The organism is Halomonas shengliensis (genome assembly GCF_900104135.1).
Taxonomy (GTDB): Bacteria; Pseudomonadota; Gammaproteobacteria; order Pseudomonadales; family Halomonadaceae; genus Halomonas; species Halomonas shengliensis.
In genome coordinates this window covers 65942-89830 of the sequence record NZ_FNIV01000004.1, presented here as the reverse complement: position 1 = coordinate 89830, position 23889 = coordinate 65942, and the positions used below count along the sequence as shown (strand labels likewise).

General features: G+C 70.5%; 25 protein-coding genes. 8 read left to right on the top strand and 17 right to left on the bottom strand.

All coding sequences use genetic code 11. From position 1 onward, the window contains the following. Positions 1-121: 121 nt before the first annotated feature. Positions 122-1066, top strand: a complete 945-nt coding sequence (locus BLP95_RS07355) for a LysR family transcriptional regulator (protein ID WP_089677800.1) — start codon at positions 122-124, stop codon at positions 1064-1066. A 7-nt stretch (positions 1067-1073) separates the two neighbouring features. On the opposite strand, the gene BLP95_RS07350 is transcribed toward BLP95_RS07355, so the two are convergent. The 5 genes from BLP95_RS07350 to BLP95_RS07330 all read right to left on the bottom strand — a co-directional run bounded on the left by BLP95_RS07350 (position 1074) and on the right by BLP95_RS07330 (position 5842). Next, positions 1074-2057 (bottom strand): branched-chain amino acid ABC transporter permease, encoded by a 984-nt coding sequence (locus BLP95_RS07350; protein WP_089677798.1) that lies wholly within the window; start codon positions 2055-2057, stop codon positions 1074-1076. A gap of 4 nt (positions 2058-2061) precedes the next feature. Beyond that, the gene (locus tag BLP95_RS07345; protein WP_089677796.1) at positions 2062-2949 is read right to left on the bottom strand and encodes a branched-chain amino acid ABC transporter permease; all 888 of its coding nucleotides are present in this window, start codon (positions 2947-2949) and stop codon (positions 2062-2064) included. 55 nt (positions 2950-3004) lie between these two features. Next, positions 3005-4225 carry an ABC transporter substrate-binding protein gene (locus BLP95_RS07340; RefSeq protein WP_089677794.1) on the bottom strand — a complete coding sequence of 407 codons (1221 nt, stop codon included), beginning with the start codon at positions 4223-4225 and terminating at the stop codon, positions 3005-3007. An 85-nt stretch (positions 4226-4310) separates the two neighbouring features. Continuing rightward, positions 4311-5069 carry an ABC transporter ATP-binding protein gene (locus BLP95_RS07335; RefSeq protein ID WP_425402547.1) on the bottom strand — a complete coding sequence of 253 codons (759 nt, stop codon included), beginning with the start codon at positions 5067-5069 and terminating at the stop codon, positions 4311-4313. Beyond that, complete coding sequence (locus tag BLP95_RS07330) at positions 5066-5842, bottom strand: ABC transporter ATP-binding protein (protein ID WP_089677792.1); 777 nt, start codon at positions 5840-5842, stop codon at positions 5066-5068. The genes BLP95_RS07335 and BLP95_RS07330 overlap by 4 nt, the downstream gene beginning before the upstream one ends. A gap of 276 nt (positions 5843-6118) precedes the next feature. Here BLP95_RS07330 and BLP95_RS07325 point away from each other — a divergent pair, with 276 nt between their 5' ends. Next, the gene (locus tag BLP95_RS07325) at positions 6119-6769 is read left to right on the top strand and encodes a hypothetical protein (RefSeq protein WP_089677791.1); all 651 of its coding nucleotides are present in this window, start codon (positions 6119-6121) and stop codon (positions 6767-6769) included. 98 nt (positions 6770-6867) lie between these two features. On the opposite strand, the gene rpoD is transcribed toward BLP95_RS07325, so the two are convergent. Continuing rightward, a complete protein-coding gene (gene rpoD, locus BLP95_RS07320) occupies positions 6868-8700 on the bottom strand; it encodes an RNA polymerase sigma factor RpoD (protein WP_089677789.1) in 1833 nt (610 codons plus the stop codon). 25 nt (positions 8701-8725) lie between these two features. Between rpoD and BLP95_RS16700 the strand changes: the two genes are divergently transcribed. Further along, on the top strand, positions 8726-8917 hold the full coding sequence (locus tag BLP95_RS16700) for a hypothetical protein (RefSeq protein WP_143004411.1): 192 nt from the start codon (positions 8726-8728) through the stop codon (positions 8915-8917). 21 nt (positions 8918-8938) lie between these two features. On the opposite strand, the gene dnaG is transcribed toward BLP95_RS16700, so the two are convergent. Together dnaG and rpsU are read right to left on the bottom strand one after the other, a co-directional pair. Further along, complete coding sequence (gene dnaG, locus BLP95_RS07315) at positions 8939-10786, bottom strand: DNA primase (protein WP_089677787.1); 1848 nt, start codon at positions 10784-10786, stop codon at positions 8939-8941. A 148-nt stretch (positions 10787-10934) separates the two neighbouring features. Then, entirely contained in the window at positions 10935-11150 is a 216-nt protein-coding gene (rpsU, locus tag BLP95_RS07310; RefSeq protein ID WP_016416934.1) for a 30S ribosomal protein S21, read from the bottom strand. A gap of 258 nt (positions 11151-11408) precedes the next feature. Here rpsU and tsaD point away from each other — a divergent pair, with 258 nt between their 5' ends. After that, positions 11409-12437: a tRNA (adenosine(37)-N6)-threonylcarbamoyltransferase complex transferase subunit TsaD gene (tsaD, locus tag BLP95_RS07305; RefSeq protein WP_089677785.1), complete on the top strand. Its 1029-nt coding sequence runs from the start codon at positions 11409-11411 to the stop codon at positions 12435-12437. 31 nt (positions 12438-12468) lie between these two features. Here tsaD and plsY read toward each other — a convergent pair whose 3' ends face one another. Then, positions 12469-13056 (bottom strand): glycerol-3-phosphate 1-O-acyltransferase PlsY, encoded by a 588-nt coding sequence (gene plsY / locus BLP95_RS07300; RefSeq protein ID WP_425402546.1) that lies wholly within the window; start codon positions 13054-13056, stop codon positions 12469-12471. A 132-nt stretch (positions 13057-13188) separates the two neighbouring features. Between plsY and folB the strand changes: the two genes are divergently transcribed. Together folB and folK are read left to right on the top strand one after the other, a co-directional pair. Beyond that, a complete protein-coding gene (gene folB, locus BLP95_RS07295; RefSeq protein ID WP_023006693.1) occupies positions 13189-13554 on the top strand; it encodes a dihydroneopterin aldolase in 366 nt (121 codons plus the stop codon). After that, positions 13554-14072 carry a 2-amino-4-hydroxy-6-hydroxymethyldihydropteridine diphosphokinase gene (folK, locus tag BLP95_RS07290; RefSeq protein WP_031218422.1) on the top strand — a complete coding sequence of 173 codons (519 nt, stop codon included), beginning with the start codon at positions 13554-13556 and terminating at the stop codon, positions 14070-14072. The genes folB and folK overlap by 1 nt, the downstream gene beginning before the upstream one ends. Positions 14073-14143: 71 nt before the next feature. Here the strand turns inward: folK and BLP95_RS07285 are convergent, their stop codons facing one another. From BLP95_RS07285 to BLP95_RS07250, 8 genes are all read right to left on the bottom strand, one after another. Beyond that, complete coding sequence (locus tag BLP95_RS07285) at positions 14144-15280, bottom strand: tRNA nucleotidyltransferase/poly(A) polymerase-related protein (RefSeq protein WP_089677784.1); 1137 nt, start codon at positions 15278-15280, stop codon at positions 14144-14146. A 2-nt stretch (positions 15281-15282) separates the two neighbouring features. After that, positions 15283-15603 (bottom strand): thiosulfate sulfurtransferase GlpE, encoded by a 321-nt coding sequence (gene glpE, locus BLP95_RS07280; RefSeq protein ID WP_089677782.1) that lies wholly within the window; start codon positions 15601-15603, stop codon positions 15283-15285. A gap of 81 nt (positions 15604-15684) precedes the next feature. Further along, complete coding sequence (locus BLP95_RS07275; RefSeq protein WP_089677780.1) at positions 15685-16515, bottom strand: symmetrical bis(5'-nucleosyl)-tetraphosphatase; 831 nt, start codon at positions 16513-16515, stop codon at positions 15685-15687. Positions 16516-16563: 48 nt separating this feature from the next. Continuing rightward, on the bottom strand, positions 16564-16959 hold the full coding sequence (gene apaG, locus BLP95_RS07270) for a Co2+/Mg2+ efflux protein ApaG (RefSeq protein WP_089677778.1): 396 nt from the start codon (positions 16957-16959) through the stop codon (positions 16564-16566). Further along, positions 16956-17768, bottom strand: coding sequence for a 16S rRNA (adenine(1518)-N(6)/adenine(1519)-N(6))-dimethyltransferase RsmA (rsmA, locus tag BLP95_RS07265; RefSeq protein ID WP_089677776.1), 813 nt, complete (start codon positions 17766-17768; stop codon positions 16956-16958). Before rsmA ends, apaG begins: the two co-directional genes overlap by 4 nt. A 20-nt stretch (positions 17769-17788) precedes the next feature. Continuing rightward, positions 17789-18835: a 4-hydroxythreonine-4-phosphate dehydrogenase PdxA gene (gene pdxA / locus BLP95_RS07260; RefSeq protein WP_089677773.1), complete on the bottom strand. Its 1047-nt coding sequence runs from the start codon at positions 18833-18835 to the stop codon at positions 17789-17791. Next, positions 18835-19491 (bottom strand): SurA N-terminal domain-containing protein, encoded by a 657-nt coding sequence (locus tag BLP95_RS07255; RefSeq protein WP_089677771.1) that lies wholly within the window; start codon positions 19489-19491, stop codon positions 18835-18837. The genes pdxA and BLP95_RS07255 overlap by 1 nt, the downstream gene beginning before the upstream one ends. A gap of 44 nt (positions 19492-19535) precedes the next feature. Further along, on the bottom strand, positions 19536-21965 hold the full coding sequence (locus tag BLP95_RS07250) for an LPS-assembly protein LptD (protein WP_089677769.1): 2430 nt from the start codon (positions 21963-21965) through the stop codon (positions 19536-19538). A gap of 134 nt (positions 21966-22099) precedes the next feature. Between BLP95_RS07250 and BLP95_RS07245 the strand changes: the two genes are divergently transcribed. Beyond that, positions 22100-23122: an aminoglycoside phosphotransferase family protein gene (locus BLP95_RS07245; protein WP_089677766.1), complete on the top strand. Its 1023-nt coding sequence runs from the start codon at positions 22100-22102 to the stop codon at positions 23120-23122. Beyond that, positions 23119-23799, top strand: a complete 681-nt coding sequence (murU, locus tag BLP95_RS07240; protein WP_089677764.1) for an N-acetylmuramate alpha-1-phosphate uridylyltransferase MurU — start codon at positions 23119-23121, stop codon at positions 23797-23799. The genes BLP95_RS07245 and murU overlap by 4 nt, the downstream gene beginning before the upstream one ends. Positions 23800-23889 lie beyond the last annotated feature (90 nt).

The window sequence follows — 23889 nt, the reverse complement described above, 5'->3', positions numbered from 1 at the left end:
GTATCAAGAGAGCCAGAGTAGAAATTGTTGTTTACAGTCTAGGCAAGATCGCCATCCGAGATAAACTGCACCAAAGGCACGACATTATTGCCACATAGCAACAATCGTCATCGGAGGTGGCATGCAGCGCTGGGATCGCATCGAGGCCTTCGTCGAGGTGGTACGGCTGGGCACCTTCGTCGCCGCGGCGCGGGAACTCTCCGTGTCGCCTTCCCACGTCAGCCGGCTGGTGGCCCAGCTGGAGCAGCGGCTGGGCACCGCCCTGCTCTACCGCACCACCCGCCAGATCCACCTGACCGACGCCGGCGCGCTCTACTACCGCCACTGCCGCCAGCTGTTCGACGGCTTCCGCGAGGCCGAGGTGGCGATCGGCGACCTCCAGGAGCGCCCCCAGGGGCGGCTGGCGCTGACCTCGGCCACCACCTTCGGCGAGCGCTACATCGCCCCGCTGGTCAACGACTTCCTGCTGGAGCACCCGCAGCTGGAGGTGCGCCTGCACTTCACCAACCGGCGGGTGGACATCATCGACGAGGGCTTCGACGTGGCGATCCGCATGGGCCGGCTGGAGGACTCCAGCCTGGTGGCCCGACGCCTGTGCGAGCGCCGCGAGTACGTGGTGGGGGCGCCGGCCTACTTCACCCATATCTCCCAGCCCCATGCCCTGGCCGAGCTCTCCCGCCACCGCTGCCTGATCGGCAGCCGCGACCACTGGCGCTTCGCCGTGGACGGGGTGCGCCGTGAGGTGCGCGTGGAGGGCGGCTGGCGCGCCAACTCGGGGCCGGCGCTGCTGGATGCGGCCCTCAAGGGGCTGGGGCTGGCCCAGCTGCCGGACTACTACGTCGAGGAGCACCTGGCCAGCGGCGCCCTGGTCTCGGTGCTCGATGCCTACCGCCACGCCGACACCGCAGTGTGGGCGGTCTTCCCCCGCCACCGCCAGCGCTCCCCCAAGCTGCACCGCTTCCTGGACTACCTGGTGGCGCGCCTGCCGGAGCGCCTTCCCGGCCTGCAACGACGAGGCGCCCCGCAGGGCGCCTCGGTGGACGATGGCGCGACGCGCCTTACGTGACGTTCTGCTACTTGAAGTTCTTCCTGACGATCTTCTGGATCTCGCCGACGATGCCGCTTCGGAAGCTCAGCACGCAGATCACGAAGATGGCGCCGAGGATCACGCTCACCCAGTTACCCAGGGGCGACTGCGCCAGCTGGGTCTGCAGGCTGACCACCAGCCCGGCCCCCACCAGCGGGCCGAACAGGGTGCCGACGCCGCCCAGCAGGGTCATCAGGATCACCTCGCCGGACATGTGCCAGTGGGCATCGGTGAGCGAGGCGAGCTGGAAGACCACCGTCTTGGTGGCGCCCGCCAGGCCGGCCAGGCCGGCGGAGAGCACGAAGGCCAGCAGCTTGTAGGCGTCGACGTTGTAGCCCAGCGACACCGCCCGCGGCTCGTTCTCGCGGATCGCCTTGAGCACCTGGCCGTAGGGCGAGTGCACGGCGCGGTGGATGATGGCGAAGCCGATCAGGAACACCGCGAACACGAAGTAGTACATGTTGAGGTTGCTGTTCAGGTCGATGAGGCCGAACAGCGCCCCACGCGGCACGCCGTGCAGGCCATCCTCGCCGCCGGTGAAGGGCGCCTGGACGAAGAAGAAGAACATCATCTGCGCCAGCGCCAGGGTCACCATGGCGAAGTAGATCCCCTGGCGGCGGATCGCCAGGGCGCCGAACAGGGTCCCCAGCACCACCGCGGCGAAGGTGCCGATCAGGATGCCGAGCTCCGGGGTGAGCCCCGGGTAGCTAGCCAGCATGATGCCGGTGAAGTAGCCGCCGGTGGCCAGGAAGGCGGCGTGCCCGAAGGAGAGCAGGCCGGCGAAGCCGAGCAGCAGGTTGAAGGCACAGGCGAACAGCGCGAAGCACAGCACCTTCATCAGGAACACCGGGTAGGCCACGAAGGGGGCGGCCAGGCCGATGGCGATCAACACCAGGTAGAGGGTGTTGCGGCGCAGCTTGGCCTGGCGGCGGCGCTGCATGGCCGGGGTCAGGGTCTGGGTTGCCGACATGGCGTCATGCCTCCTTGCCGAAGAGTCCCGCGGGACGCAGCATCAGGACCACCACCATCACCAGGAAGATCACGGTGTTGGCGGCCTCGGGGTAGTACACCTTGGTCAGGCCCTCGATCAGGCCCATGCCAAGACCGGTGAGGATGGCGCCGAGGATCGAGCCCATGCCGCCGATCACCACCACGGCGAAGACCACGATCAACAGGCTCGAGCCCATGGTCGGTGACACCGGATAGAGCGGGGCGGCCAGCACCCCGGCGAAGGCGGCGAGCGCCACCCCGAAGCCGTAGGTCAGGGTGATCAGCTGGGGCACGTTGACCCCGAAGGCCTGCATCAGCGCCGGGTTCTCGGTGCCGGCGCGCAGGTAGGCGCCGAGCCGGGTGCGCTCGATGATGAACCAGGTGGCCAGGCAGACGCCGAGGGCCGCCACCAGCACCCAGGCACGATAGGTGGGCAGGAACATGAAGCCCAGGTTATGGCCACCCTCGAGGGCGGCCGGCGTCGGGTAGCTGGAGCCCGAGACGCCGAAGAAGTTGATCAGGGTGCCCTCGAAGATCAGCGCCAGGCCGAAGGTGAGCAGCAGCCCGTAGAGATGGTCGAGGTGGGCGATGCGACGCAGGATGAAGCGCTCGATCAGCGCACCCAGGCCGCCCACCACCAGCGGCACCAGCAGCAGTGCCACCCAGTAGTTGATGCCCAGGTACTGCAGCCCCAACAGGGCGGCGAAGGCACCCAGCATGTACTGCGCGCCGTGAGCGAAGTTGACGATCTTCAGCAGGCCGAAGATCACCGCCAGCCCCAGGCTGAGCAGGGCATAGAAGGCACCGTTGATCAGGCCCAGCATCAGCTGGCCCATGAACACCATCAACGGCACCCCGAAAATCATCGTCATGTCATGGACCTCCCGTCAGGGGCGGCGGCCGAAGCCGCCGCCATGCCGCATCCGCTCAGTTGTTGACCAGGTCACACTGGCTCTCGGAAAGCGGGCGGTAGGCCTCCTCGGCGGGGATGGTGGCGAGGATCTCGTAGACGTCCCACTCGCCGGTGGACTCCTCCGGGGTCTTCACCCGTGCCAGGTACATGTCGTGGACCATGCGGCCATCCTCGCGGATGCGGCCGTTGCGCGAGAAGAAGTCCTCCACCGGGCGCTCGGCCATGGCCGCGCGGATGGTCTCCGGGTCGTCGGTGCCGGCCTCGGCCACGGTCTCCAGGTAGTGCATGGTGCTGGAGTAGATGCCCGCCTGGACCATGGTCGGCCGCGTGCCGACACGCTCGAAGTAGCGGTCGGCCCACTCGCGCGCCTGGTCGTCCATGTCCCAGTACCAGCCGGTGGTGAGCAGCAGGTTCTGGGTGGCCTCGAGGCCCATGGAGTGGACGTCGTTGAGGAAGATCAGCAGGCCGGCGAGCTGCTGGCCGGACTGGGTCAGGCCGAACTGGCTGGCGGTGGTGATGGCGTTGACGGTATCGGCGCCGGCGTTGGCCAGGCCGACGATCTTGGCCCCGGAGCCCTGGGCCTGGAGGATGTAGGAGGAGAAGTCGCTGGTCGGGAAGGGATGGCGCACGCCACCGACGATCTCGCCGCCGTTCTCCTCCACCACCTTGGTCACGTCGCCCTCCAGGGCGTGGCCGAAGGCGTAGTCGGCGGTGAGCATGAACCAGGTATCACCGCCCTGCTCCACCACCGCCTTGGCGGTGCCGTTGGCCAGCGGGTAGGTGTCATAGACCCAGTGGATGTGGTTCGGCGTGCAGTGCTCGTTGGTGATGCTGGAGGCGGCGGAACCGGAGACGATGCCCAGGCCGTCGTTCTCCTCGATCACCTTGGTGGCGGCGATGGAGACCGAGGAGGCCACCAGGCCGGCGACCAGGTCGACGTTGCGGGTATCGAACCACTCGCGCACGGTGTTGGCACCCACGTCGGCGCTGTTGCGGTCATCGGCGCTGAACACCTCGATGGGGGCGCCGTTGACCTCGCCGCCGAAGTCCTCGATGGCCATCTCCAGGGCCGCGAGGCCGCCGGGACCGGCGAGGTCACGGTAGGTGCCGGACATGTCGGCGAGGTAGCCGATGCGCACGGCATCGTCGCTCATCTGGGCCTGGGCGCCGCTGGCCATCAGGGTGGCGGTGGCCAGGGCAATACCGGTGGCGAGTGTCTTGCGATGGAAGCTCATGGTTGACTCCGTGGCCCACAGAGGGGCGGTTTGTTGTTGTCGATACGGTTGGCGGTGGTGAAACTGCCGGGCGACGGGCGCGCCGTCACACCCCCAGCAGGGCGTTGAGGTGGTCACGCCGCGAGGGCAGCTCGGCGGCACTGATCTCCTCGATGATGCGACCGTGTTCCATCACGAAGTGACGGTCGGCCAGCGGGGCGGCGAAGCGGAAGTTCTGCTCCACCAGCACGATGGTCATGCCATGCTCCTTGAGCTTGACCAGCACCTCGCCGAGCGCCTGCACGATGACCGGGGCCAGGCCTTCGGTGATCTCGTCGAGCAGCAGCAGCCGCGCTCCGGTACGCAGGATGCGCGCCATGGCCAGCATCTGCTGCTCGCCGCCGGAGAGCCGCGTGCCCTGGCTGCGACGCCGCTCGTAGAGGTTCGGGAACATGGCGTAGATCTCGTCGAGGCTCATGCCGTCGGAGCGCACCGTGGGCGGCAGCAGCAGGTTCTCCTCGACATCGAGGCTCGAGAAGATGCCGCGCTCCTCGGGGCAGTAGCCGATGCCCAGCCGCGGGATGCGGTGGGGCTTCATGCCGAGGGTCTCGTTGCCGTTGATCATGATCGAGCCGGTGCGCCGGCCGACCATGTTCATGATCGCCTTGAGGGTGGTGCTGCGCCCGGCGCCGTTGCGGCCGAGCAGGGTCACCAGCTCGCCACGCTTCACGTCGAAGTCGACGCCGTGGAGGATATGCGACTCGCCGTAGAAGGCGTGCAGGTCGCTGACCCGCAGCATCTCGGCGCCGTCGTGCTGGGGAGTGGCCGCGCGGGTCTCGCGCAGGGCCTCGGCTGCCTGACTCATGCGCTGGCCTCCTCTTCCGCGGCCGCGTCGCTGCCCATGTAGGCCTCGCGCACCTGGGGATTCTTCGACACCGCCTGGTAGTCGCCCTCGGCCAGCACGCTGCCGCGGGCCAGCACGGTGATGCGGTCGCACAGCCGGCTGACCACGCTGAGGTTGTGCTCCACCATCAGCACGGTGCGCCCCTTCGAGACGCGGCGGATCAGCTCGACGATGCGGTCGACGTCCTCGGCGCCCATGCCCTGGGTCGGCTCATCCAGCAGCATCACCGTGGGCTCGAGCGCCAGGGTGGTGGCGACCTCCAGGGCGCGCTTGCGGCCGTAGGGCATCTCCACGGTGAGCACGTCGGCGTACTCGGCGAGGCCCACCTGGTCGAGCAGCTCCAGGGCGCGCGCGTTGAGGTGATCGAGGCTGCTCTCGGGCTTCCAGAAGTGGAAGGAGGTGCCCAGCTTGCGCTGCAGCGCCACCCGCACGTTCTCCAGCGCGGTCATGTGGCCGAACACCGCGGAGATCTGGAAGGAGCGCACCAGGCCCAGGCGCGCGATCTCGTTGGCCTTCATGCGCGTGATGGGCTTGCCGCGATAGCGGATCTCGCCGCGGGTCGGCGGCAGGAACTTGGTGAGCAGGTTGAAGACGGTGGTCTTGCCGGCCCCGTTGGGGCCGATCAGGGCATGGATGTGCCCCTCCTGAACCTGCAGGTTGACGTCGTCCACGGCGGTAAAGCCGCGAAACTCCTTGGTCAACCCGCGAGTCTCCAGTATGAACTCCTGGGTCATGGATCGTCCTCTCGGGGCCCCGTGGGACCCGCCGTGGTGCTTGTTGTCGTTGTTGTGCCATCCGCTTCGGACGGCGCCGGCATCGCGCCAGCACTTTACGTTAACGTAAGCTAGAGAAGAGCCCGCGGCGGGGCAATAGGCCCAAGGTGCAAACTCGACTAATGGTGTAGACACCCGAAATATCAATAGCTTGCAAACAAGTCGCCACCCGGGTTCGCCGCGGCGCACAAAGCCCGGTAAAATGATGCGCTTACACGTCAAGCCGGACCCTTCACCATGTCATCTCCTCCTCCCGCCTCCTGGCCGATCGGCTTCGGGGCCACCTGCCTGCGCGCCACGCTCTATATCCTGCTGGTGGGCGCCCTGGCCCAGGGCGTCTACCTCGAGGCCCTCCACTTCCCCGCCGACCACTTCTCCGAGCGGGGCCTGACCGAGCTGGCCCAGACGGCCCTCCTGGCCATCGCCTCGGCCCTGCTGCTCTACGTGCTGCTCGCGCTGCGCGAGCTGCGCCTCGTCGCCCTGCTGATGTTCGGCCTGCTGGTCGCCTCGCTGATCCGCGAGCAGGACGTCCACCTGGACACCCACGTCTTCGATGGCGCCTGGCAGCTACTGGTCAGCCTGACGCTGCTGCCGATCCTGGCCGTGGTGATCCGCCGCCGCCGGCGGTTCGTTGCCGAATTCGCCGCCTACGCCAACAGCTTCTCCTTCGGCCTGTTCGCCGCGGGCTTCCTCACCACCTACGTCTTCTCGCGGCTCTACGGGCGCCAGGACATGTGGCGCGCCATCCTGCAGGAGCACTACCTGCGTGATTTCAAGAGCGCCGCCGAGGAGGTGGTGGAGCTGTTCGGCTATGCCCTGCTGTTGATCGCGGTGATCGAGCTGCTGCTGCTGGCCCGCCGCTGGGCGCTCGCGCGCAAGGCGGGCTGAGCCTCCGGCGCACGGCCGCCGACAACACAAGAAGCCCCGACAGGCCTGGCCTGTCGGGGCTTCTTCATGGCGCCAGCGCCGGCCGGAGCCGGCGCACCCTACTCGTCGAGGAAGGAGCGCAGCGGCTCGGAGCGGCTGGGGTGGCGCAGCTTGCGCAGAGCCTTGGCCTCGATCTGGCGGATCCGCTCGCGGGTGACGTCGAACTGCTTGCCGACCTCCTCGAGGGTGTGGTCGGTGTTCATGTCGATGCCGAAACGCATGCGCAGCACCTTCGCCTCGCGCGCGGTCAGGCCGCCGAGCACGTTGCGGGTGGCCTCGATCAGCCCCTCGCCGGTGGCGGAGTCGATGGGCAGGATCATGGTCGCGTCCTCGATGAAGTCACCCAGGTGCGAGTCGTCGTCGTCACCGATGGGGGTCTCCATGGAGATCGGCTCCTTGGCGATCTTGAGCACCTTGCGCACCTTGTCCTCGGGCATCTCGAGACGCTCGCCGAGCTCCTCGGGGGTGGGCTCGCGGCCCATCTCCTGGAGCATCTGCCGGGAGACCCGGTTGAGCTTGTTGATGGTCTCGATCATGTGCACCGGGATACGGATGGTGCGCGCCTGGTCGGCGATGGAGCGGGTGATCGCCTGGCGGATCCACCAGGTGGCGTAGGTGGAGAACTTGTAGCCGCGGCGGTACTCGAACTTGTCCACCGCCTTCATCAGGCCGATGTTGCCCTCCTGGATCAGGTCCAGGAACTGCAGCCCGCGGTTGGTGTACTTCTTGGCGATGGAGATCACCAGGCGCAGGTTGGCCTCGACCATCTCCTTCTTGGCCCGGCGCGCCTTGGCCTCGCCGATGGAGAGGCGGCGGTTGACCTCCTTGATCTCCTGCACCGGCAGGCGAACCATCTCCTCCTCGAAGGCGATCTTGCGCTGGGCGCGCTGGATGTCGGTGCGCAGCGGTGACAGGCGGTCGGCGTACTTGGGATGCTCCGCGGCGAAGGCGTCGAGCCACTCGGGATCGGACTCATGCCCCGGGAAGGCCTTGATGAAGGTCTTGCGCGGGACGCGCGCCTTCTTGACGCACAGCTGCATCACCGCCTTCTCCTGGGCGCGCACCTGCTCGACGCTGATGCGCACCTGGTTCACCAGGCGCTCGAAGTGCTTGGGCACCAGCTTGATCGGCGAGAACAGCTCGGCCAGGCGCGCGAGCTCCTCCTGGGCAGGCTTGGCGTGCCGACCATGGGCCTCGATGGCGGCCTTGGCGGCGGCGTTCTGCTCGCGGATCTGCTCGAAGCGGGCACGCGCCTCCTCGGGATCGGGACCGCCGGTGCTCTCCTCCTCGGCCTCGCCATCCTCGTCGTCATCGTCCGATGCCTGGGGCTCCTCCTCGGGTGCCTCCGCCTCGGCCACGCCGGGAATGCCCTCGTCGGGGTCGATGAAGCCGGAGAAGAGGTCGGAGAGGCGGCCGGGGGCCTCCTCGTCCTGGGTGGCGTCGTAGGCGTCGAGGATGGAGTCCACCGCGCCGGGCAGGTAGGCCAGCGCCGACATCACCTCGCGGGTGCCCTCCTCGATGCGCTTGGCGATCTCGATCTCGCCCTCGCGGGTCAGCAGCTCGACCGTGCCCATCTCGCGCATGTACATGCGCACCGGGTCGGTGGTACGGCCGACGTCGCTCTCCACGGCGGCCAACGCCGCCACGGCCTCCTCGGCCGCCGACTCGTCGGTGGAGTGATCCGACATCATCAGGGTGTCTTCATCGGGGGCTTCCTCGACGACGCTGATGCCCATGTCGTTGATCATGCCGATGATGTCTTCCACCTGATCCGGGTCGGCGATATCCTCGGGCAGATGGTCGTTGACCTCGGCATAGGTCAGGAAGCCCTGTTCCTTGCCGCGCGCGATCAACTCCTTCAGACGCGACTGCTGCTGCGCATTTCCAGCCATAGAAACCCTATCTCGACGAAGAAGAATGAAGCACCTGAAGCGCTGGGTGGAGAAAACTCGTGAAGCCGAACAGTATAGCGGCAGAAAGCACCTTTCTGCCAGTTCGATCTATTTGCGCGGTCATTCAGGTGTGTTAGGTTGTCAGGTTACGCCGGTGCCGAGCGCTCATCCCTATGTGGGGATGGTAGGAGAGAAATCAACCTCGGCGCCAATGTGAACTGTCGTTTTGACCTCCCGGTCAGCGGTGCAGTTCGGTGATCAGCGCCATCAGGCGCTGCTTCTCCTCCCGCGACAGCCGTTCCCCCGCCCTCTCCCTGGCCAGCAGCGCGTCGATCTCCTCCTGGGGCGAGCGCCGGCGGCGATGGCGCCGGAAGTGCCCCACCAATCCCTCCAGCTCGGCACGCCGCGCCGTCCGCGGGATCAGCAGCTCACGCCGTGCCAGCGCCGCCAGGCGCTCCCCCTCCGGGGTGCCGTGGAAGTGCGCCAGCAGCACCTGGGGGCTGCGGTAGCCCCCGGCGCGCAGCAGGCGGATCACCTCGCGGCACAGGGCCCCGTCGGGGTCCTCCTCCGGGCACCAGTCATCCTCCTCGGGCAGCCCCTCGACCAGCGCCGGCTCGTGCACCAACAGCTGCAGGGCACGCGCCGCGAGGCCCAGCGCCCCGGTGCGGCCTGTCGCCGCTCCCCGCGCCTCGCCGGGGCCCGGCGGCGCCTCGCGCGGCCTGCCAGCCTCCCGGTTCTGCTGGCCGACGCCCGAAGGCGCGCCCGCCCCAGGGGCGCCCTCGGCCTTCGCCAACAGCGCCGAGAAGTTGGCCGCCTCCACGCCGGTGCGCCGCGACAGTTCGCTGAGCATCAGCGAGCGCAGCACCCCTTCGGGCAGCCGGCCGATCGCCTTGAGCACCTGGCTGGCGTAGCGCTCGCGCTCCTCGAGCCGCGCCAGGTCGCGCCCCGCCGCCGCCTGGTCGAAGAGGAACTCCGACAGCGGGCTGGCGCAGGTGATGCGATCCTGGAAGGCCTCGGCGCCCTCGCGACGCACCAGGGTGTCCGGGTCCTCCCCCTCGGGCAGGAACAGGAAGCGCGCCTGGCGGCCGTCGATCATCAGCGGCAGCACCGTCTCCAGCGCCCGCCGGGCGGCCTGGCGACCGGCGCGATCGCCGTCGAAGCAGAACACCACCTCATTGACCAGGCGGAACAGCCGCGACAGGTGCTCCTCCGTGGTGGCGGTGCCCAGGGTGGCCACCGCGTTGCGGATGCCGAACTGGGCCAGGGCCACCACGTCCATGTAGCCCTCGACGATCACCACCCGCTCCAGGCGGTGGTCCGCCTGGCGGGCCTCGTAGAGGCCGTAGAGCTCGCGCCCCTTGTGGAACACCGGGGTCTCGGGGGAGTTGAGGTACTTGGGCTTGGCATCGCCCAACACCCGACCACCGAAGCCGATGGTGCGCCCCTTGATGTCGCGGATCGGGAACATCACCCGGTCGCGGAAGCGGTCGTAGGTACGCCCGCTCTCCTCGCGCTGCACCAGCAGGCCGTACTCCACCTGCACCGCCTCGCCAATGCCGCGCTCGCCGAGGTGGCGCTTGAGGTGCTCCCAGCCCGCCGAGGCGTAGCCGATGGCGAAGGTGTCGATCACCTCCGGCGCCAGGCCGCGCCCCTCCAGATAGGCGCGCGCCCCCTGCGCCTCGGGCATCTTCAGCCGCTCGCGGAAGTAGCTGGCCGAGAGCTCCAGAAGGTTGACCCCCGCCTTGCGCTTGCGCTCGCGGGCCTGGGCACGCGGGTCGTCGGCCCCCTCCCGGGGCACCTCGAGCCCCAGGCGCCCGGCCAGCTGCTCCACCGCCTCGGGGAAGCGCAGCTTGTCGTACTCCATCAGGAAGCGCAGGGCGTTGCCGTGGGCGCCGCAGCCGAAGCAGTGATAGAACTGCTTGTCGGCGCTGACGGTGAACGAGGGGCTCTTCTCCTGGTGGAAGGGACACAGGCCCGAATAGTTGCGCCCGGCCTTCTTCAGCTTGACCCGCTCGCCCACCACCTCGACCACGTCGACGCGGGCCAGCAGGTCATCGATGAAGCGCTGGGGAATCTGTCCGGCCATGAAGCGGGATCACCTCGGCATCGGCGCTGCGATCACAGCGGGTGGCGGCCTCGGCCGTCACCCCGAAAAAACAAGCGGCCACCGGATGGCGGCCGCTTGGCGTCCTCCTGAGATCGACGGGCCTGGGGCCCGGCGTCTCCAGTACGGATCAATAGAGCCGTTCGAAACGCTTGCGCTCACGCTGGAGCTTCTTGGCGTGACGCTTGACGGCAGCGGCCGCCTTGCGCTTGCGCTCCGCGGTCGGCTTCTCGTAGTGCTCGCGACGACGCACCTCGGAGAGAACACCGGCTTTTTCGCAGGAACGCTTGAAGCGACGCAGTGCGACGTCAAACGGCTCGTTATCACGTACTTTGACAGAAGGCATTAAGCACTCACCTACCTTAGGTAACTAGAGTTCGGTTAGTACGCACACCCCTGCGGGTGGCACGTTTCGCGACGAAATAACGTCCGGAACGCCGTGGCGCGCCGGAAAACGAGGCAATCGGTCGCGGGATGCCGCCCCTGGGTGCACGACCCAGTCTTGCAGCGCACGACAGTCTAGACCCCGCACCGGGCCTTTGCAAATGCTTTCCGCGCCCATGGCGGGTAGAATGGCGGCCCGATTTCACCACCGAGCCGAACCATGCGCGTACTGGGCATCGAGACCTCCTGCGACGAGACCGGCGTCGCCCTCTTCGACACCGAGCGCGGCCTGCTGGCCGACGCCCTCTACAGCCAGGTCGCCATGCACGCCGAATACGGCGGCGTGGTACCGGAGCTCGCCTCCCGCGACCATACCCGCCGCCTGCTGCCGCTGATCCAGCAGGTGCTCGACGAGGCGGACCTAGGCCGCCACGGGCTGGACGCCATCGCCTACACCGCCGGCCCCGGCCTGGTGGGCGCGCTGATGGTGGGCGCCGCCACCGCCCACGGCATGGCCCGCGCCCTGGGGATCCCGGTGCTCGGCGTCCACCATATGGAGGGCCACCTGCTGGCCCCGATGCTGGAGCAGGATCGCCCCGAGTTCCCCTTCGTGGCCCTGCTGGTCTCCGGTGGCCATACCCAGCTGGTGGAGGTACGCGCCCTCGGGCGCTACACCCTGCTCGGCGAGTCGGTGGACGACGCCGCCGGCGAGGCCTTCGACAAGGCGGCCAAGATGCTCGGCCTCGACTACCCCGGCGGCCCCCAGGTGGCACGCCTGGCCGAGCATGGCGACCCCGGGCGCCTGCGCTTCCCGCGGCCGATGACCGACCGCCCGGGGCTGGACTTCAGCTTCTCGGGCCTCAAGACCCACACCCTCACCGCCATCCGCACGCTGGAGGCCGAAGGCGCCCTGGACGACCAGGCGCGCGCCGACGTGGCCCGCGCCTTCGAGGAGGCGGTGGTGGATACCCTGGTGATCAAGTGCCGCCGCGCCCTGGACCAGACCGGCCTCAAGCGGCTGGTGGTGGCCGGCGGGGTCAGCGCCAACACCCGCCTGCGCGAGCGGCTGGAGCGCGAGTGCGCCAGGCGCGCGGCCCGCGCCTACTACCCACGCGGGCGCTTCTGCACCGACAACGGCGCCATGATCGCCTATGTGGGGGCGCAGCGGCTGCTGGCCGGCGAGCGCGACGAGCAGGGCGTGATGAAAGCGGTACCGCGCTGGCCGATGGATACCCTGCGGCAGCCGTAAGCTTCCAGGAACGCAGCGACGCGCTTCTAGCTTAGAGGTGTGGCTCGTCGCCGCGGCCCAAGCGCTGGATATTGAGCACATGGCGCCCCAGCACCAACAGGGTGAAGGCGATCACCACGATCACGAAGTCCGGCGCCAGCCACAGGCTGGCCAGCGGCGCCATGGCGGCGCTGGCCAGCGAGGCCACCGCGGCGGTGCGCACCCGCCAGGCCAGCAGCGACCAGAGTGCGGCGCATACCAGCGCCACCCCCGGCGTCAGCACCAGCATCACCCCGAAGGCGCTGGCCACCGCCTTGCCACCCCGGAAGCGGTGCCAGAGCGGGTAGCTGTGGCCCAGCAGGACCGCCAGCCCCACCAGGCCCTGGGCCCAGGGGGGCATTCCCAGCAGGATCGCCAGCAGCAGCACCGGCATGCCCTTGGCGGCATCCACCAGCAGGGTGGCCAGCGCCAGGCGCCGCCCGTGTAGGCGCAGCACGTTGGAGAACCCCGGGTTGCAGGAGCCCGCCAGGCGGGGGTCGCCGACGCCAGCCAGCCGGCAGACGGTGAGCGCGCCGAGCCAGCTGCCGCTGAGGTAGCCCAGCAGCGCCAGCGGCAGCAGCGTGATCAGTGGCGCCTCCACGGCCGACCCTCCTGCGACAGGAACCCGGCCATTCTGACAGCCCCTCCCCGGGCTGCCCAGCCGCCAAGGTGTTCGGCGCGGCGTGGCTCGCGTACAATCCCGCCCCATTCCCTGACCCGCCCGGAAGCCGCCATGGACCTAGTGCTGATCGAGTCCCTCGCCGTCGACACCGTCATCGGGGTCTATGACTGGGAGCGCACCATCACCCAGCGCCTGGTGCTCGACCTGGCGCTGGCCACCGACATCCGCCCGGCGGCGGCCGACGACGATATCGCCCTGACGCTGGACTACGCCGCCATCAGCGAGCGCATCCAGGCCTTCGCCGCCGCGCACGCCTTCGCCCTGGTGGAGACCTTCGCCGAGCACCTGGCCGAGACACTGCGCGACGAGTTCGGCATTCCCTGGCTGCGGCTGAGCGTGCGCAAGCCCGGCGCCGTGGCGGCCGCCGCCGCGGTGGGGGTACGGATCGAACGCGGCCAGCGGCCGGAGACGACATGATGGCGCGGGTCACGGTAAGCATCGGCAGCAACATCGAGCGCGAGCGCCATGTGCGCGTCTGCCTGGACGCCCTGGCGGCGGACTTCCAGGGCCTCGTGGTCTCCCGGGTGTTCGAGAGTGAGCCGGTGGGCTTCGAGGATGGGCGCAACTTCTATAACCTGGTGGCGGCCTTCGACAGCGAGGCCTCGGTGGGCGAGCTGCAGGCCTGGTGCAAGCGCCTGGAGTTCGCCAACGGCCGCCGTGCCGACAGCCCCAAGTTCAGCCCCCGCACCCTGGACGTCGACCTGCTCACCGTGGGCGAGCTCACCGGCGAGCACGACGGGGTCATGCTGCCCCGCGACGAAATCACCCGGCACGCCTTCGTGCTCCAGCCGCTGGCCGAGCTGCTGCCCACGGCGCGCCACCCCGCGAGCGGCGAGACCTACGCCGACCTGTGGCGCGCCTTCGACGCCGGCGAGCAGCGCCTGTGGCCGGTGGCCTTCACCTGGGCCGGGCGCGAGATCTCGCATCCCGACTGACCCGCCCCTCTCCCAGGGCGATCGCAAGGGAACACCGCTCGCTCAAGGCTTTCCCGGCGACAGGCCTGTCTCTACCCCAGGGCGGCGTCGATCGCCTCACGGCGGCGCCGGGCGAGCTCCTCGCCCAGCTCGCGCCCCTTGAACCCCTCCGCCACCAGCGCCGCCGGCAGTACCTGGGCCGCCAGGCGCCAGGCCACGGCCAGCGCCTCGGCCAGTTCGGGGGCCTCCAGGCTCACCAGGCTGATCAGCGGCGCCACCCGCTCGCCGCGCCGCCAGGCGTCGATGCCATCCAGCCAGGCCAGGATACGGGCCCCGTCGAGGGGCGCCAGTCGCGCCGAGGCCACCAGCTCGCGGGTCCTGGCGACCTGCCGCGCCAGGGCCAGGAAGGCCTTGGGCTGACGCAGCCGCTCGGCCAGCTCACGCCGGTCCGCGTCCTCGAGGTGCTCCACCAACCGCGCCCAGCGCCAGCACGCCAGCGCCTCGCCCTCCCCCTCCTCGGGCAGACGATGCAGCCGGCCCAGCGCCTCGTCCAGCACCTCGCCATCCGCCGCCAGCGCCGGCATCAGCACCGCCAGGGCGCCGCAGTCGTGGAGCGCCTGGAAGTAGACCTCGGGCCAGGGCTCGGCCAGGGCCCGCTCGGTCTCTGCCCACACCCGCTCGGGCACCAGATGACCCAGCTCGCCGCTCGCCACCAGCTCGCGCATCAGCCCCCGGGTCTCCTCGGCGATGGTGAAGCCGAGCCCCGCGTAGCGGGCCAGGAAGCGCGCGGTGCGCAGCACCCGCAGCGGGTCCTCGACGAAGGCCGGCGAGACATGGCGCAGCACCCGCGCCTCCAGGTCGGCCAGGCCGCCATAGGGGTCCACCAGGGTCCCTTCCGGGCTCTCGGCCATGGCGTTGATGGTCAGGTCGCGGCGCGCCAGGTCCTCCTCCAGGGTCACCTCGGGGCTGGCGTGGACCACGAAGCCGGTGTAGCCGTGGCCCGCCTTGCGCTCGGTGCGCGCCAGGGCGTACTCCTCGTGGGTCTCGGGGTGCAGGAACACCGGGAAGTCGCGCCCCACCGGCTTGAAGCCACGACGGCGCAGCGTCTCCGGGGTCGCCCCCACCACCACCCAGTCGGTGTCGGTGACCGGCCAGCCCAGGCGGGCGTCGCGCACCGCCCCGCCCACGCGGTAGACGGCGAGCCCCACCACGGCGGGGTCGCGGGCCATGCTCAGGCCTCCACCCGATCGGGATGGCGCAGCTGCCACTCGGTGAAGCCGCCGTCGAGGCTATAGACGGCCTCGAGGCCCTGGCCGGCCAGCCAGGCGGCGGCCTGCTGGCTGGAGTGGCCGTGGTAGCAGACAACCACCACCGGCCGCTTGGCGGGGGTCTCGTCGAGGAAGCCGGAGACGCTGTCGTTGTCGAGCCGGCGGCTGGCGGGGATATGGCCCTGGGCGAAGCTCAGGGGGTCGCGGATATCCACCAGCGCGAGCTCCTCGCCCGCCTCGAGCCAGGCCGCGAGGGTGGCGATATCGAGATGCTGGAAGTTCATGGGCGCCTCGTCAGGGAGTCGGTCGGCTGGGGGGCCGACCCGGTTGGGTGTCGATGAGTTGTGTGTCGCCAGCTAAAGAGCCTAGCAGGCCCGGCGCCGATGGCTCGGCACCGAGATCCGCTCGCCGCTCTCCAGGTCGAGGGCGGTAAGGCTGCCGCCCCAGACGCAGCCGGTGTCCAGGGCCTGGGCGTCGACGCGGCTGCCCGGGGTCTCGCCCTGGAGGGCGGCCCAGTGGCCGAAGATCAGCCGGGCATCGTCGTCGCGGGGGAAACGGAACCAGGGGGCGTAGCCCGCCGGGGCGCTGTCGAGCCCCTCCTTGGCGGCGAAGTCCAGGCGCCCCTCGGCGTCGATGAAGCGCATGCGGGTGAAGACGTTGACGATGGCGCGCAGGCGGTCGATGCCGTCGAGGTCGTCGCGCCACAGCGCCGGGGCGTTGCCGTACATGCGCTCGAGGAAGGCACCGCCACGCTCACCACTCAGCACCGCCTCCACCTCGACGCCGAGCGCCTCGGCCCAGGCCAGGGACCAGCGGGGCAGCAGGCCGGCGTGGGTCATCAGGGTGTCGCGGCCGGCCAGTGTCTCGCGCACCGTCAGCGGGCGGGCCTGCAGCCAGTCGAGCAGCCGCTCGCGATCGGGGGCGGCGAGGATGGCGTCCAGGGTGTCCTTGCGATTGAGCCGAGCCCCGCCCCGGGCCACCGCCAGCAGGTGCAGGTCATGGTTGCCGAGCACCGTCAGGGCGGCATCGCCCAGCGCCTCGACCTCGCGCAGGCAGTCCAGCGACCCGGGGCCGCGGTTGACCAGGTCGCCGGCCAGCCACAGCCGGTCGCGACGGGGATCGAAGTCGAGGGCCTCGAGCAGCTCGACGAACTCGGCATGGCAGCCCTGGAGGTCGCCGATGGCATAGGTGGTCATGGGCTCTCCTGTTCTTTGGCGCGGCGCTTGTGGCGCGGTCGGGCGGCGTCAGTGGACCTGGTTGGGACAGGCCAGACGGAAGGGGGCGATGGGCACCTCGAAGGGGCGCTGGGTGGCGGTGTCGACGCAGGTGTACTCGCCCTGCATCACCCCCACCGGGCCATCGAGGATGGCACGGCTGGTGTAGCGGAAGCGCTGCCCGGGGCCGATCACCGGCTGCTGGCCGACCACCCCCTTGCCGCGCACGTCCTGGACCTTGCCGCTGCCCTGGGTGATGGTCCAGTGGCGCGCCATCAGCTGGATGCTGTGACGCGAGGCGTTGTGCACCGTCACCGTGTAGCTGAACACGTAACGCCCCTCGGCGGGAGACGACTCGTCGGGCCGGAACTCCGGCGCCACCTCCACGCTCACCCCGTCGACGGGGCCCGCCAGCGCCTCGCTCATGAGGCCTCCTCCGCATCCGCCAGGTGGTTGGCGATGCGCACGAACTCGGCCACGTCGAGGGTCTGGGGCCGGCGGCCGGGATCGATGCCCAGCGCCTCGAGCGCCTCGGCGGAGATGCGCCCCTTGAGGTTGTTGCGCAGGGTCTTGCGGCGCTGGCCGAAGGCCTGCTTGACCACCGCCGCCAGCAGGGCCTCGTCGCGGGCCGGGTGGGGCAGCGCGGCGTGGGGGGTGAGGCGCACGATGGCGGAATCCACCTTGGGTCGCGGCACGAAGGCCTCCGGCGGCACCACGAACAGCGACTCCACCCGGCAGCGGTACTGGGCCATCACCGAGAGCCGCCCCCAGTCGGCGCCGCCCGGCACGGCGGCCAGGCGCTCCACCACCTCCTTCTGCAGCATGAAGTGCATGTCGGCGATGGCGTCGCCCGCCTCCAGCAGGTGGGCGATCAGCGGGGTGGAGATGTTGTAGGGCAGGTTGCCCACCACCCGGAGCGGCGCGCCCTCGCCGCGCAGGGCGCGGAAGTCTACCTTGAGGGCGTCGCCTTCGTGGATCACGAAGTCGGGGTAGGTGAAGAACTGCACCCGCAGCCCGGGGATCAGGTCACGGTCGAGCTCGATCACCTCCAGGCGGCCGCTGGCGGCCTCCAGCAGCGGCTCGGTGAGCGCCCCCTGGCCGGGGCCGATCTCGACGATCCGCTCGCCGGGGCGCGGCGCGATGGCCCGCACGATGCGCGAGATGACGCCCGGGTCGCGCAGGAAGTTCTGGCCGAAGCGCTTGCGGGCCCGGTGGACCGGGGGGCGAGATGCCATTCAAGGGTGTCCTTCTATCACTATTGGGTGGGGCCACGGCCGGCCATCTCGGCGGCCAGCGCCACGGCGACCCGCAGGCTCCCGGGGTCGGCGCGGCCGGTGCCGGCCAGGTCCAGGGCGGTGCCGTGATCCACCGAGGTGCGCACCAGCGGCAGCCCCAGGGTGACATTGGCGGCACGCCCGAAGCCGGCGTACTTGAGCACCGGCAGGCCCTGGTCATGGTACATGGCCAGCACCGCGTCGACCCCTTCCAGGTGGCGCGGGGTGAACAGGGTATCCGCGGGGAGCGGGCCGTCAAGGGCGAGCCCCTCGGCGCGCAGCGCCGCCAGGGTCGGGGTGATCACCTCGAGCTCCTCGCGCCCCAGGTGCCCGTCCTCGCCGGCGTGGGGGTTGAGCCCGCACACCGCGATGCGCGGCGCGGCGATGCCGAACCGGCGGCGCAGGTCGCCATCGAGGATGCGCAGCACCCGGGTCAGCCCCTCGGCGGTGATGGCGTCGGCCACCCGGCACAGCGGCAGGTGGGTGGTGGCGAGCGCCACCCGCAGCGAGCGCCCGCCCGCCCAGCCGGGCCGCTCGGCGTGCAGGGCGGCGTCGGTGGCGAGCATCATCACCACCTCCTCGACCCCGCAGGCATCGCGCAGGTACTCGGTATGGCCGGTGAAGCCGGCATGGCCCGCCTCGATGATCACCCCCTTGTGCAGCGGCGCGGTGACCATCCCGGCGGCATGGCCCTCGCGGCAGGCGCGGATCGCCACGTCCAGGGTCTCCAGCACGTGGTCGGCGTTGGCGCGCGCCAGCACGCCGGGGCGCGACGGTGTGCGCAGGGCCACCGGCCACACCGGCAGCCGGCCGGGAGTGGCATCGGGCACCGCCTCGCCGGGGGAAAGCTCGACGAGCTCCACCGACAGGCCCAGGGCCGCGGCGCGCTCGGCGAGCAGGCCGGGGTCGCCCACCGCCACCGGCCGGGCGCCGGCCACCCCTTCCGCGGCCAGCATCAGCAAGAGCTCCGGTCCGATGCCGGCCGGCTCGCCGCAGGTCAGCGCCAGCACCGGGGCCTGCGCCGTCATCAGCGCGCGTCGAGCCGGTTGTCGACGAAGGCCTGGGAGCGGATCTCCTGCAGCCAGGCGTCGAGCTCCTCGTTGGCGCGGCGCTGGAAGAGCCGCTGCTGGGCCTGCTCGCGCCCGAGCCCCTCCTGCTCCATCACCCGCTCCACCTCGCGCTCGGAGAGGTTGACCCGGCTGCCCACACGGCGCTGCTGCAGCTGACGCAGGGTCAGCTCGCGGCGGATCTCCTCGCGCACGCTGGCGAGTGTCAGGCCATCGGCCTCCAGGGCGTCGGCGAACTGCTCCAGGCTCATGCCGTTGCGCTCGGCGATGCCGCGCACCTGACGGTTGAGCTCGGTATCATCCACCGTGAGCCCGGCCTCCTCGGCCATCTGCAGCTGGATCTCCTCGAGGATCATCTGCTCCAGCACCTGCCGACGCAGGGCCCCGGCGGGCGGCAGCTCCTGCTGCTGCGCGCCCATCTGGCTGCGCACCTGGGCAAGGCGATCCTCGAGCTGGCTCCGCATGATCGCCCCCTCGTTGACCACCGCCACGATGCGATCCAGGGCCTCACGCTGGGTGGACGGGAACTCCTGGGCCTGGACCCCGACGGGCAGGGTGGCGAGGCCCAGGGCCATGGCCAGGCCGGTGGCCAGCAGGGGGGTGCGGCGGGTGCGCATGTTGTGCGGTCCTCTCATCGTTGTCGGGTGCTCTGCCATCCGGCTCAGAAGGCGGTACTGCGGTAGCCGGGGATGGCCTGTTCGAAGTAGCTGTCCGCCTCGCGGCCGACGCCGCCGAGGCCCTTGAACACGAAGCGCAGGAAGACCCCGCGGTCGGTGAAGTCATCGGCCACGAAGCCGGTGTCGTTGTCGTCGATCCACTCGCGCCACACCAGCTGCACACCGTAGCAGCAGTCGTTCCACTGCACCCCGGCGAGCTGCTCCAGGGCGCGGTCGTTGGTGTTGTCGTAGAGCAGGCGGCCGATCAGGTCGACACGCTGGCCGGCCTTCCAGGCGAAGGAGACGTCGTACTCCTCGCGATCGTAGGTCCGGAAGTCGTCGTCGCTGCGATCCAGCGAGGGGTCGAAGCCCTCGAGCTCCCAGCGGTAGCCGAGGTTCAACGCATGCCCCGCGGGCGAACGGTACTGGAGGTCGACCCCGGCGCGCTCGGTGCGTTCCAGGTGGTCGTCGTAGAGCCACTGCCAGCCGGTGCGCCAGCGGTCGGTGAGCCGCCAGTCGAGTCGGGTGACCAGCGGCGAGCGATCCCGGGTGGCGCGGTAGAAGTTCGCGCCGTTGGTCGGCAGGGTGTCGGGATCACCCGCCATGTCGATGGTGCGGTCCTCGAAGTAGAGCGCCTGGCCCAGCCCCAGGGAGAGCCGCTGGCGGCCGCTGTCGTCCTCCAGCAGCCGCGACTCCACCCCCAGGGAGAGGCGGTTGAGGTCGCCCACCCGGTCGCTGCCCGAAAAACGGTGCGGCGACCACAGCTGGCCCCAGGAGAAGGCGCGCTCGCTGGTGTCGAAGTCGGGGAAGTCACTCTGGTCGCGGGCCGGCACATAGGCGTAGTTGGCGCGGGGTTCCAGGGTCTGGCGGTAGCCGCGCCCGCCCAGGTCGAGCTCGCGCTCGAACACCAGGCCGGCGTCCACGGAGCTGACCGGCACGCTGCGGGTCAGCGAGGTGTCGCGGTCGGTGTCGCGCTCGCCGTAGTCCAGGTCGTAGGCGGTGCCCAGCCACTCCAGGCGCGGCTCCAGGTGGCCCCAGCTCTCGTCGAGGCGCCAGCCCAGGGCCGGCGACAGATGCAGCCGCGAGCCGGTGGCCGCCTCCCGCTCCAACGGGATTTCGTCTTCCTCCACGTCGCGCCAGAAATAGCTGTAGTTGGAGTTCCACTGCTGGTAGAAGCCGCTCGCCTGGCGCCAGCGCGCCGCGGCGCTGAGGCTGGGTAGGCGGTAGAAGGGCTTGTCGCGGTCGAGCAGCGGGTCGTCGAGCTTCTGGAAGCCCTGGGCACGGGCGTCCAGGCGCCAGGTGTCGCCGCGGTAGTCGACCTGGGCCAGGCGCTCCATGGCCGAGGTGTTCTGCTCGGCGAAGTCGCTGCCGAAGTCGTCGAAGTAGCGGCCATCGCTGGCCGCCCCGTAGCGCAGCCGGTAGCGGCTGCGCGGGCTCAGGGTGCCGGCGTGGCGGTAGTCGAGGTACCAGCGATCCTCGCCCTGGTAGCGGCGCGCCGGGTCATAGGGGTTGTCGCCGTCGCCACCGTCGTCGCTGCCGAGCCAGGCGCCCTCGACCTGCCCGGCCGACTCGGCGAAGAGGTAGCGGTACTGGCCCCCCAGCAGCAGGCCGCGATCGCTGATCCAGCGCGGGGTGAGGGTCGCGTCGTGGTGGGGGGCGATGTTCCAGTAGAAGGGCTGGGCGTAGTCCAGGGAGTCGGTGGAGAAGCCCACCGCCGGCCACAGGAAGCCGGTATGGCGACGGTCGTCGATGGGGAAGCGTACCCAGGGCCAGTAGAAGACCGGCACGTCCTTCACCTCCAGGCGGGCATGCCGGGCGGTGCCGAAGCCGCTCTCGCGGTCGAGCACCACGTCACCCCCCACCAGGCGCCAGAGGTTGTCGCCGGGATCGCAGGTGGTGAAGGCGGCCGAGGTGAGCCGGTAGCGGCCATCCTCCAGGCGCGCCAGGCGCTGGGCATCGCCGCGCAGGTGGCGATCATGGAAGACGTAGTGGGCCTGATCGATGCTGGCGGCATCGCTGACCAGCGAGAGCTCGCCGGCGTCGCCGCGCACCAGCAGGCCCCGGTCACGCAGCGCCATGGGCCCCTCGGCGAAGGCGCGCTCACGGCTGGCCGGCACCCGCACCTGGGGGGTCTCGAGCTGGGCGTCGTCACGGCGCAGCACCACCTCGCCGCGCAGCAGGGTCTCGCCATCCTCGCCGTAGCTGGCGCTCCGGGACTCGCTGGCGACCTTGCCGGGCTCGGGGGGCGGCAGGCGATAGGCGGGCATCACGTAGCGGCCGCGGCACAGCGCATCCGCCGGCTGCTCGCTGCCCCAGGGCTCGAAGTCGAGGCGCTCGGCGGTAAGGGGCTCGGGGGGCGCCGCCAGCAGCGGTCCGCCGGCGAGCGTGGTGGCCGCCAGGCCTGCCAGGGTCATCCATGAGAGTCGCTTGCCCATCTTGGTCGATGTCCTCGGCGGGGTGAAACGCTATTATACAGGCCGCCGTCGGCCTGTGCTGCCGGCGCCAGCGATGCAGCGCCCAGCATGCGGCGCCCGCCCACCACCGTCAACCGGCCACCTCCAGGAGCCCCATGACCGACGCCGCCCACAACGCCTCACGCCGCGAACGGCTCGCCTGCTGGGCCGCCGAGCGCCACGGCCTGGCCCCCGAGGCCCTCGACCTGCGCCTGGCCGCCGGCGACGCCAGCTTCCGCCGCTACTTCCGCCTGACCCTGCCCGATGCCAGCACCCGCATGCTGATGGACGCGCCGCCCGAGCAGGAGGACTCCCGTCCCTTCGTGGCCATCGCGCGGCGCTGGGAGGCCGCCGGGCTGCCGGTGCCGCACCTCCATGCCGACGACCTGGCGGCAGGATTCCTGGAGCTCGAGGACCTCGGCGACACCCCGCTGCAGCAGTGCTTCGACGACGCCGCCGGCCAGCGGGCCTGGCTCGGGCGCGCCATCGCGCTGATCCATGAGCTGCAGAACCGCGCCGGACCCGATGAGCTGCCGCGCTATGACGCCGCCCTGCTCGGCCGCGAGCTCGACCTCTTCCCCGACTGGTGCCTGGGCGAGTGGCTGGGGCTCGCGCCGCCGCCGGGCTGGGCCGCGCTGCGCCAGGCCCTGGTGGAGTCGGCCCTGGCCCAGCCGGTGGTGACGGTGCACCGCGACTTCGACGCCATGAACCTGATGGTGCGCGGCGACGCGCTGGTGTTGATCGACTTCCAGGACGCGGTGGCCGGCCCCGTCACCTACGACCTGGTCTCGCTGCTGCGCGGGCGCTACCGCCGCCTCGCCAGAGAGGCCTTCGCCGACATGGTCGAGGCCTTCCGCCGCCGCGCCGTGGCCGACGGCCGCCTGCCCGCGAGCACCGGCGAGGCCACCTTCCTGGCCTGGGCCGACGCCATGGCCGCCCAGCGTTCGCTCAAGGTGCTGGGCATCTTCTGCCGCCTGACCCTGCGCGACCACAAGCGCGGCTACCTGGAGCGCCTGCCCCACTTCCTCGCCCACCTGGAGGAGAGCCTGGCGGGCCTCGCCGGCCACGATGCCTTCCGGGCCTGGCTCACCGAGACCTTCCGCCCTGCCCTGCTGGCGCGCCTGGAGGAGGCGGCATGAAGGCGATGATCCTCGCCGCAGGCCTCGGCACCCGCATGCGCCCGCTCACCGACCGCTGCCCCAAGCCGCTGCTGCCGGTGGGAGGGCGACCGCTGATCGTCCACCACCTGGAGCGCCTGTGCGCGGCGGGCATCACCGAGATCGTGATCAACGTCAGCTACCGCGCCGAGCAGATCATCGCGGCGCTGGGCGATGGCGCCGACCACGGGATACGCATCGCCTGGAGCCGCGAGGCGACGCCGCTGGAGACCGGCGGCGGCATCCGCCAGGCGCTACCGCTGCTGGGTGATGCCCCCTTCCTCTTGATCAATGGCGACGTCTGGTGCGACCTCGACCCGGCCGGCCTGTCCGACCTCGAGGATCACGACCTGGCCCGGCTGGTGCTGGTGGACAACCCCGACCACCACCCGGCAGGGGACTTCCACCTCGACGCCGCCGGCCGCGTCCGAGCCGACGGCGAGCCACGCCTCACCTACGCCGGCATCGGCCTGCTCGACCCGGCGCTGGTGGCCGGCGAACCCCCAGGCGCCTTCGCCCTGGCGCCGCTGCTGCGTCGCGCCATGGCCGAGGGGCGCGTGGCAGGACACCACCACCGTGGCCGCTGGGTGGACGTGGGCACGCCGGCAAGGCTCGACGCACTGGACAGGGAACTGAGCCCGGGTTTCCCTCGCAGCTGAGCCCATACGATGCAGCTGGTATGCTGCTCATCGTTTTCACCGCTGCGTCGAAAGGCACACCGCCAGGGGCGCCGGGCACCGCCCCGGCGA

Excerpts from the sequence above, each read along its gene's own strand:
- BLP95_RS07325 (WP_089677791.1), top strand. The coding sequence starts at position 6,119 with ATGTCATCTCCTCCTCCCGCCTCCTGGCCGATCGGCTTCGGGGCCACC.
- apaG (WP_089677778.1), bottom strand. The coding sequence starts at position 16,959 with ATGAGCGAGGCGCTGGCGGGCCCCGTCGACGGGGTGAGCGTGGAGGTG.
- BLP95_RS07335 (WP_425402547.1), bottom strand. The coding sequence starts at position 5,069 with ATGAGTCAGGCAGCCGAGGCCCTGCGCGAGACCCGCGCGGCCACTCCC.
- rpoD (WP_089677789.1), bottom strand. The coding sequence starts at position 8,700 with ATGGCTGGAAATGCGCAGCAGCAGTCGCGTCTGAAGGAGTTGATCGCG.
- glpE (WP_089677782.1), bottom strand. The coding sequence starts at position 15,603 with ATGAACTTCCAGCATCTCGATATCGCCACCCTCGCGGCCTGGCTCGAG.
- BLP95_RS07350 (WP_089677798.1), bottom strand. The coding sequence starts at position 2,057 with ATGTCGGCAACCCAGACCCTGACCCCGGCCATGCAGCGCCGCCGCCAG.
- pdxA (WP_089677773.1), bottom strand. The coding sequence starts at position 18,835 with ATGACGGCGCAGGCCCCGGTGCTGGCGCTGACCTGCGGCGAGCCGGCC.
- BLP95_RS16700 (WP_143004411.1), top strand. The coding sequence starts at position 8,726 with ATGAAGCACCTGAAGCGCTGGGTGGAGAAAACTCGTGAAGCCGAACAG.
- BLP95_RS07255 (WP_089677771.1), bottom strand. The coding sequence starts at position 19,491 with ATGCGCACCCGCCGCACCCCCCTGCTGGCCACCGGCCTGGCCATGGCC.
- BLP95_RS07250 (WP_089677769.1), bottom strand. The coding sequence starts at position 21,965 with ATGGGCAAGCGACTCTCATGGATGACCCTGGCAGGCCTGGCGGCCACC.
- BLP95_RS07340 (WP_089677794.1), bottom strand. The coding sequence starts at position 4,225 with ATGAGCTTCCATCGCAAGACACTCGCCACCGGTATTGCCCTGGCCACC.
- murU (WP_089677764.1), top strand. The coding sequence starts at position 23,119 with ATGAAGGCGATGATCCTCGCCGCAGGCCTCGGCACCCGCATGCGCCCG.
- rsmA (WP_089677776.1), bottom strand. The coding sequence starts at position 17,768 with ATGGCATCTCGCCCCCCGGTCCACCGGGCCCGCAAGCGCTTCGGCCAG.
- tsaD (WP_089677785.1), top strand. The coding sequence starts at position 11,409 with ATGCGCGTACTGGGCATCGAGACCTCCTGCGACGAGACCGGCGTCGCC.
- BLP95_RS07330 (WP_089677792.1), bottom strand. The coding sequence starts at position 5,842 with ATGACCCAGGAGTTCATACTGGAGACTCGCGGGTTGACCAAGGAGTTT.
- BLP95_RS07285 (WP_089677784.1), bottom strand. The coding sequence starts at position 15,280 with ATGGCCCGCGACCCCGCCGTGGTGGGGCTCGCCGTCTACCGCGTGGGC.
- folK (WP_031218422.1), top strand. The coding sequence starts at position 13,554 with ATGGCGCGGGTCACGGTAAGCATCGGCAGCAACATCGAGCGCGAGCGC.
- rpsU (WP_016416934.1), bottom strand. The coding sequence starts at position 11,150 with ATGCCTTCTGTCAAAGTACGTGATAACGAGCCGTTTGACGTCGCACTG.
- BLP95_RS07345 (WP_089677796.1), bottom strand. The coding sequence starts at position 2,949 with ATGACGATGATTTTCGGGGTGCCGTTGATGGTGTTCATGGGCCAGCTG.
- dnaG (WP_089677787.1), bottom strand. The coding sequence starts at position 10,786 with ATGGCCGGACAGATTCCCCAGCGCTTCATCGATGACCTGCTGGCCCGC.
- folB (WP_023006693.1), top strand. The coding sequence starts at position 13,189 with ATGGACCTAGTGCTGATCGAGTCCCTCGCCGTCGACACCGTCATCGGG.
- BLP95_RS07245 (WP_089677766.1), top strand. The coding sequence starts at position 22,100 with ATGACCGACGCCGCCCACAACGCCTCACGCCGCGAACGGCTCGCCTGC.
- BLP95_RS07275 (WP_089677780.1), bottom strand. The coding sequence starts at position 16,515 with ATGACCACCTATGCCATCGGCGACCTCCAGGGCTGCCATGCCGAGTTC.
- BLP95_RS07355 (WP_089677800.1), top strand. The coding sequence starts at position 122 with ATGCAGCGCTGGGATCGCATCGAGGCCTTCGTCGAGGTGGTACGGCTG.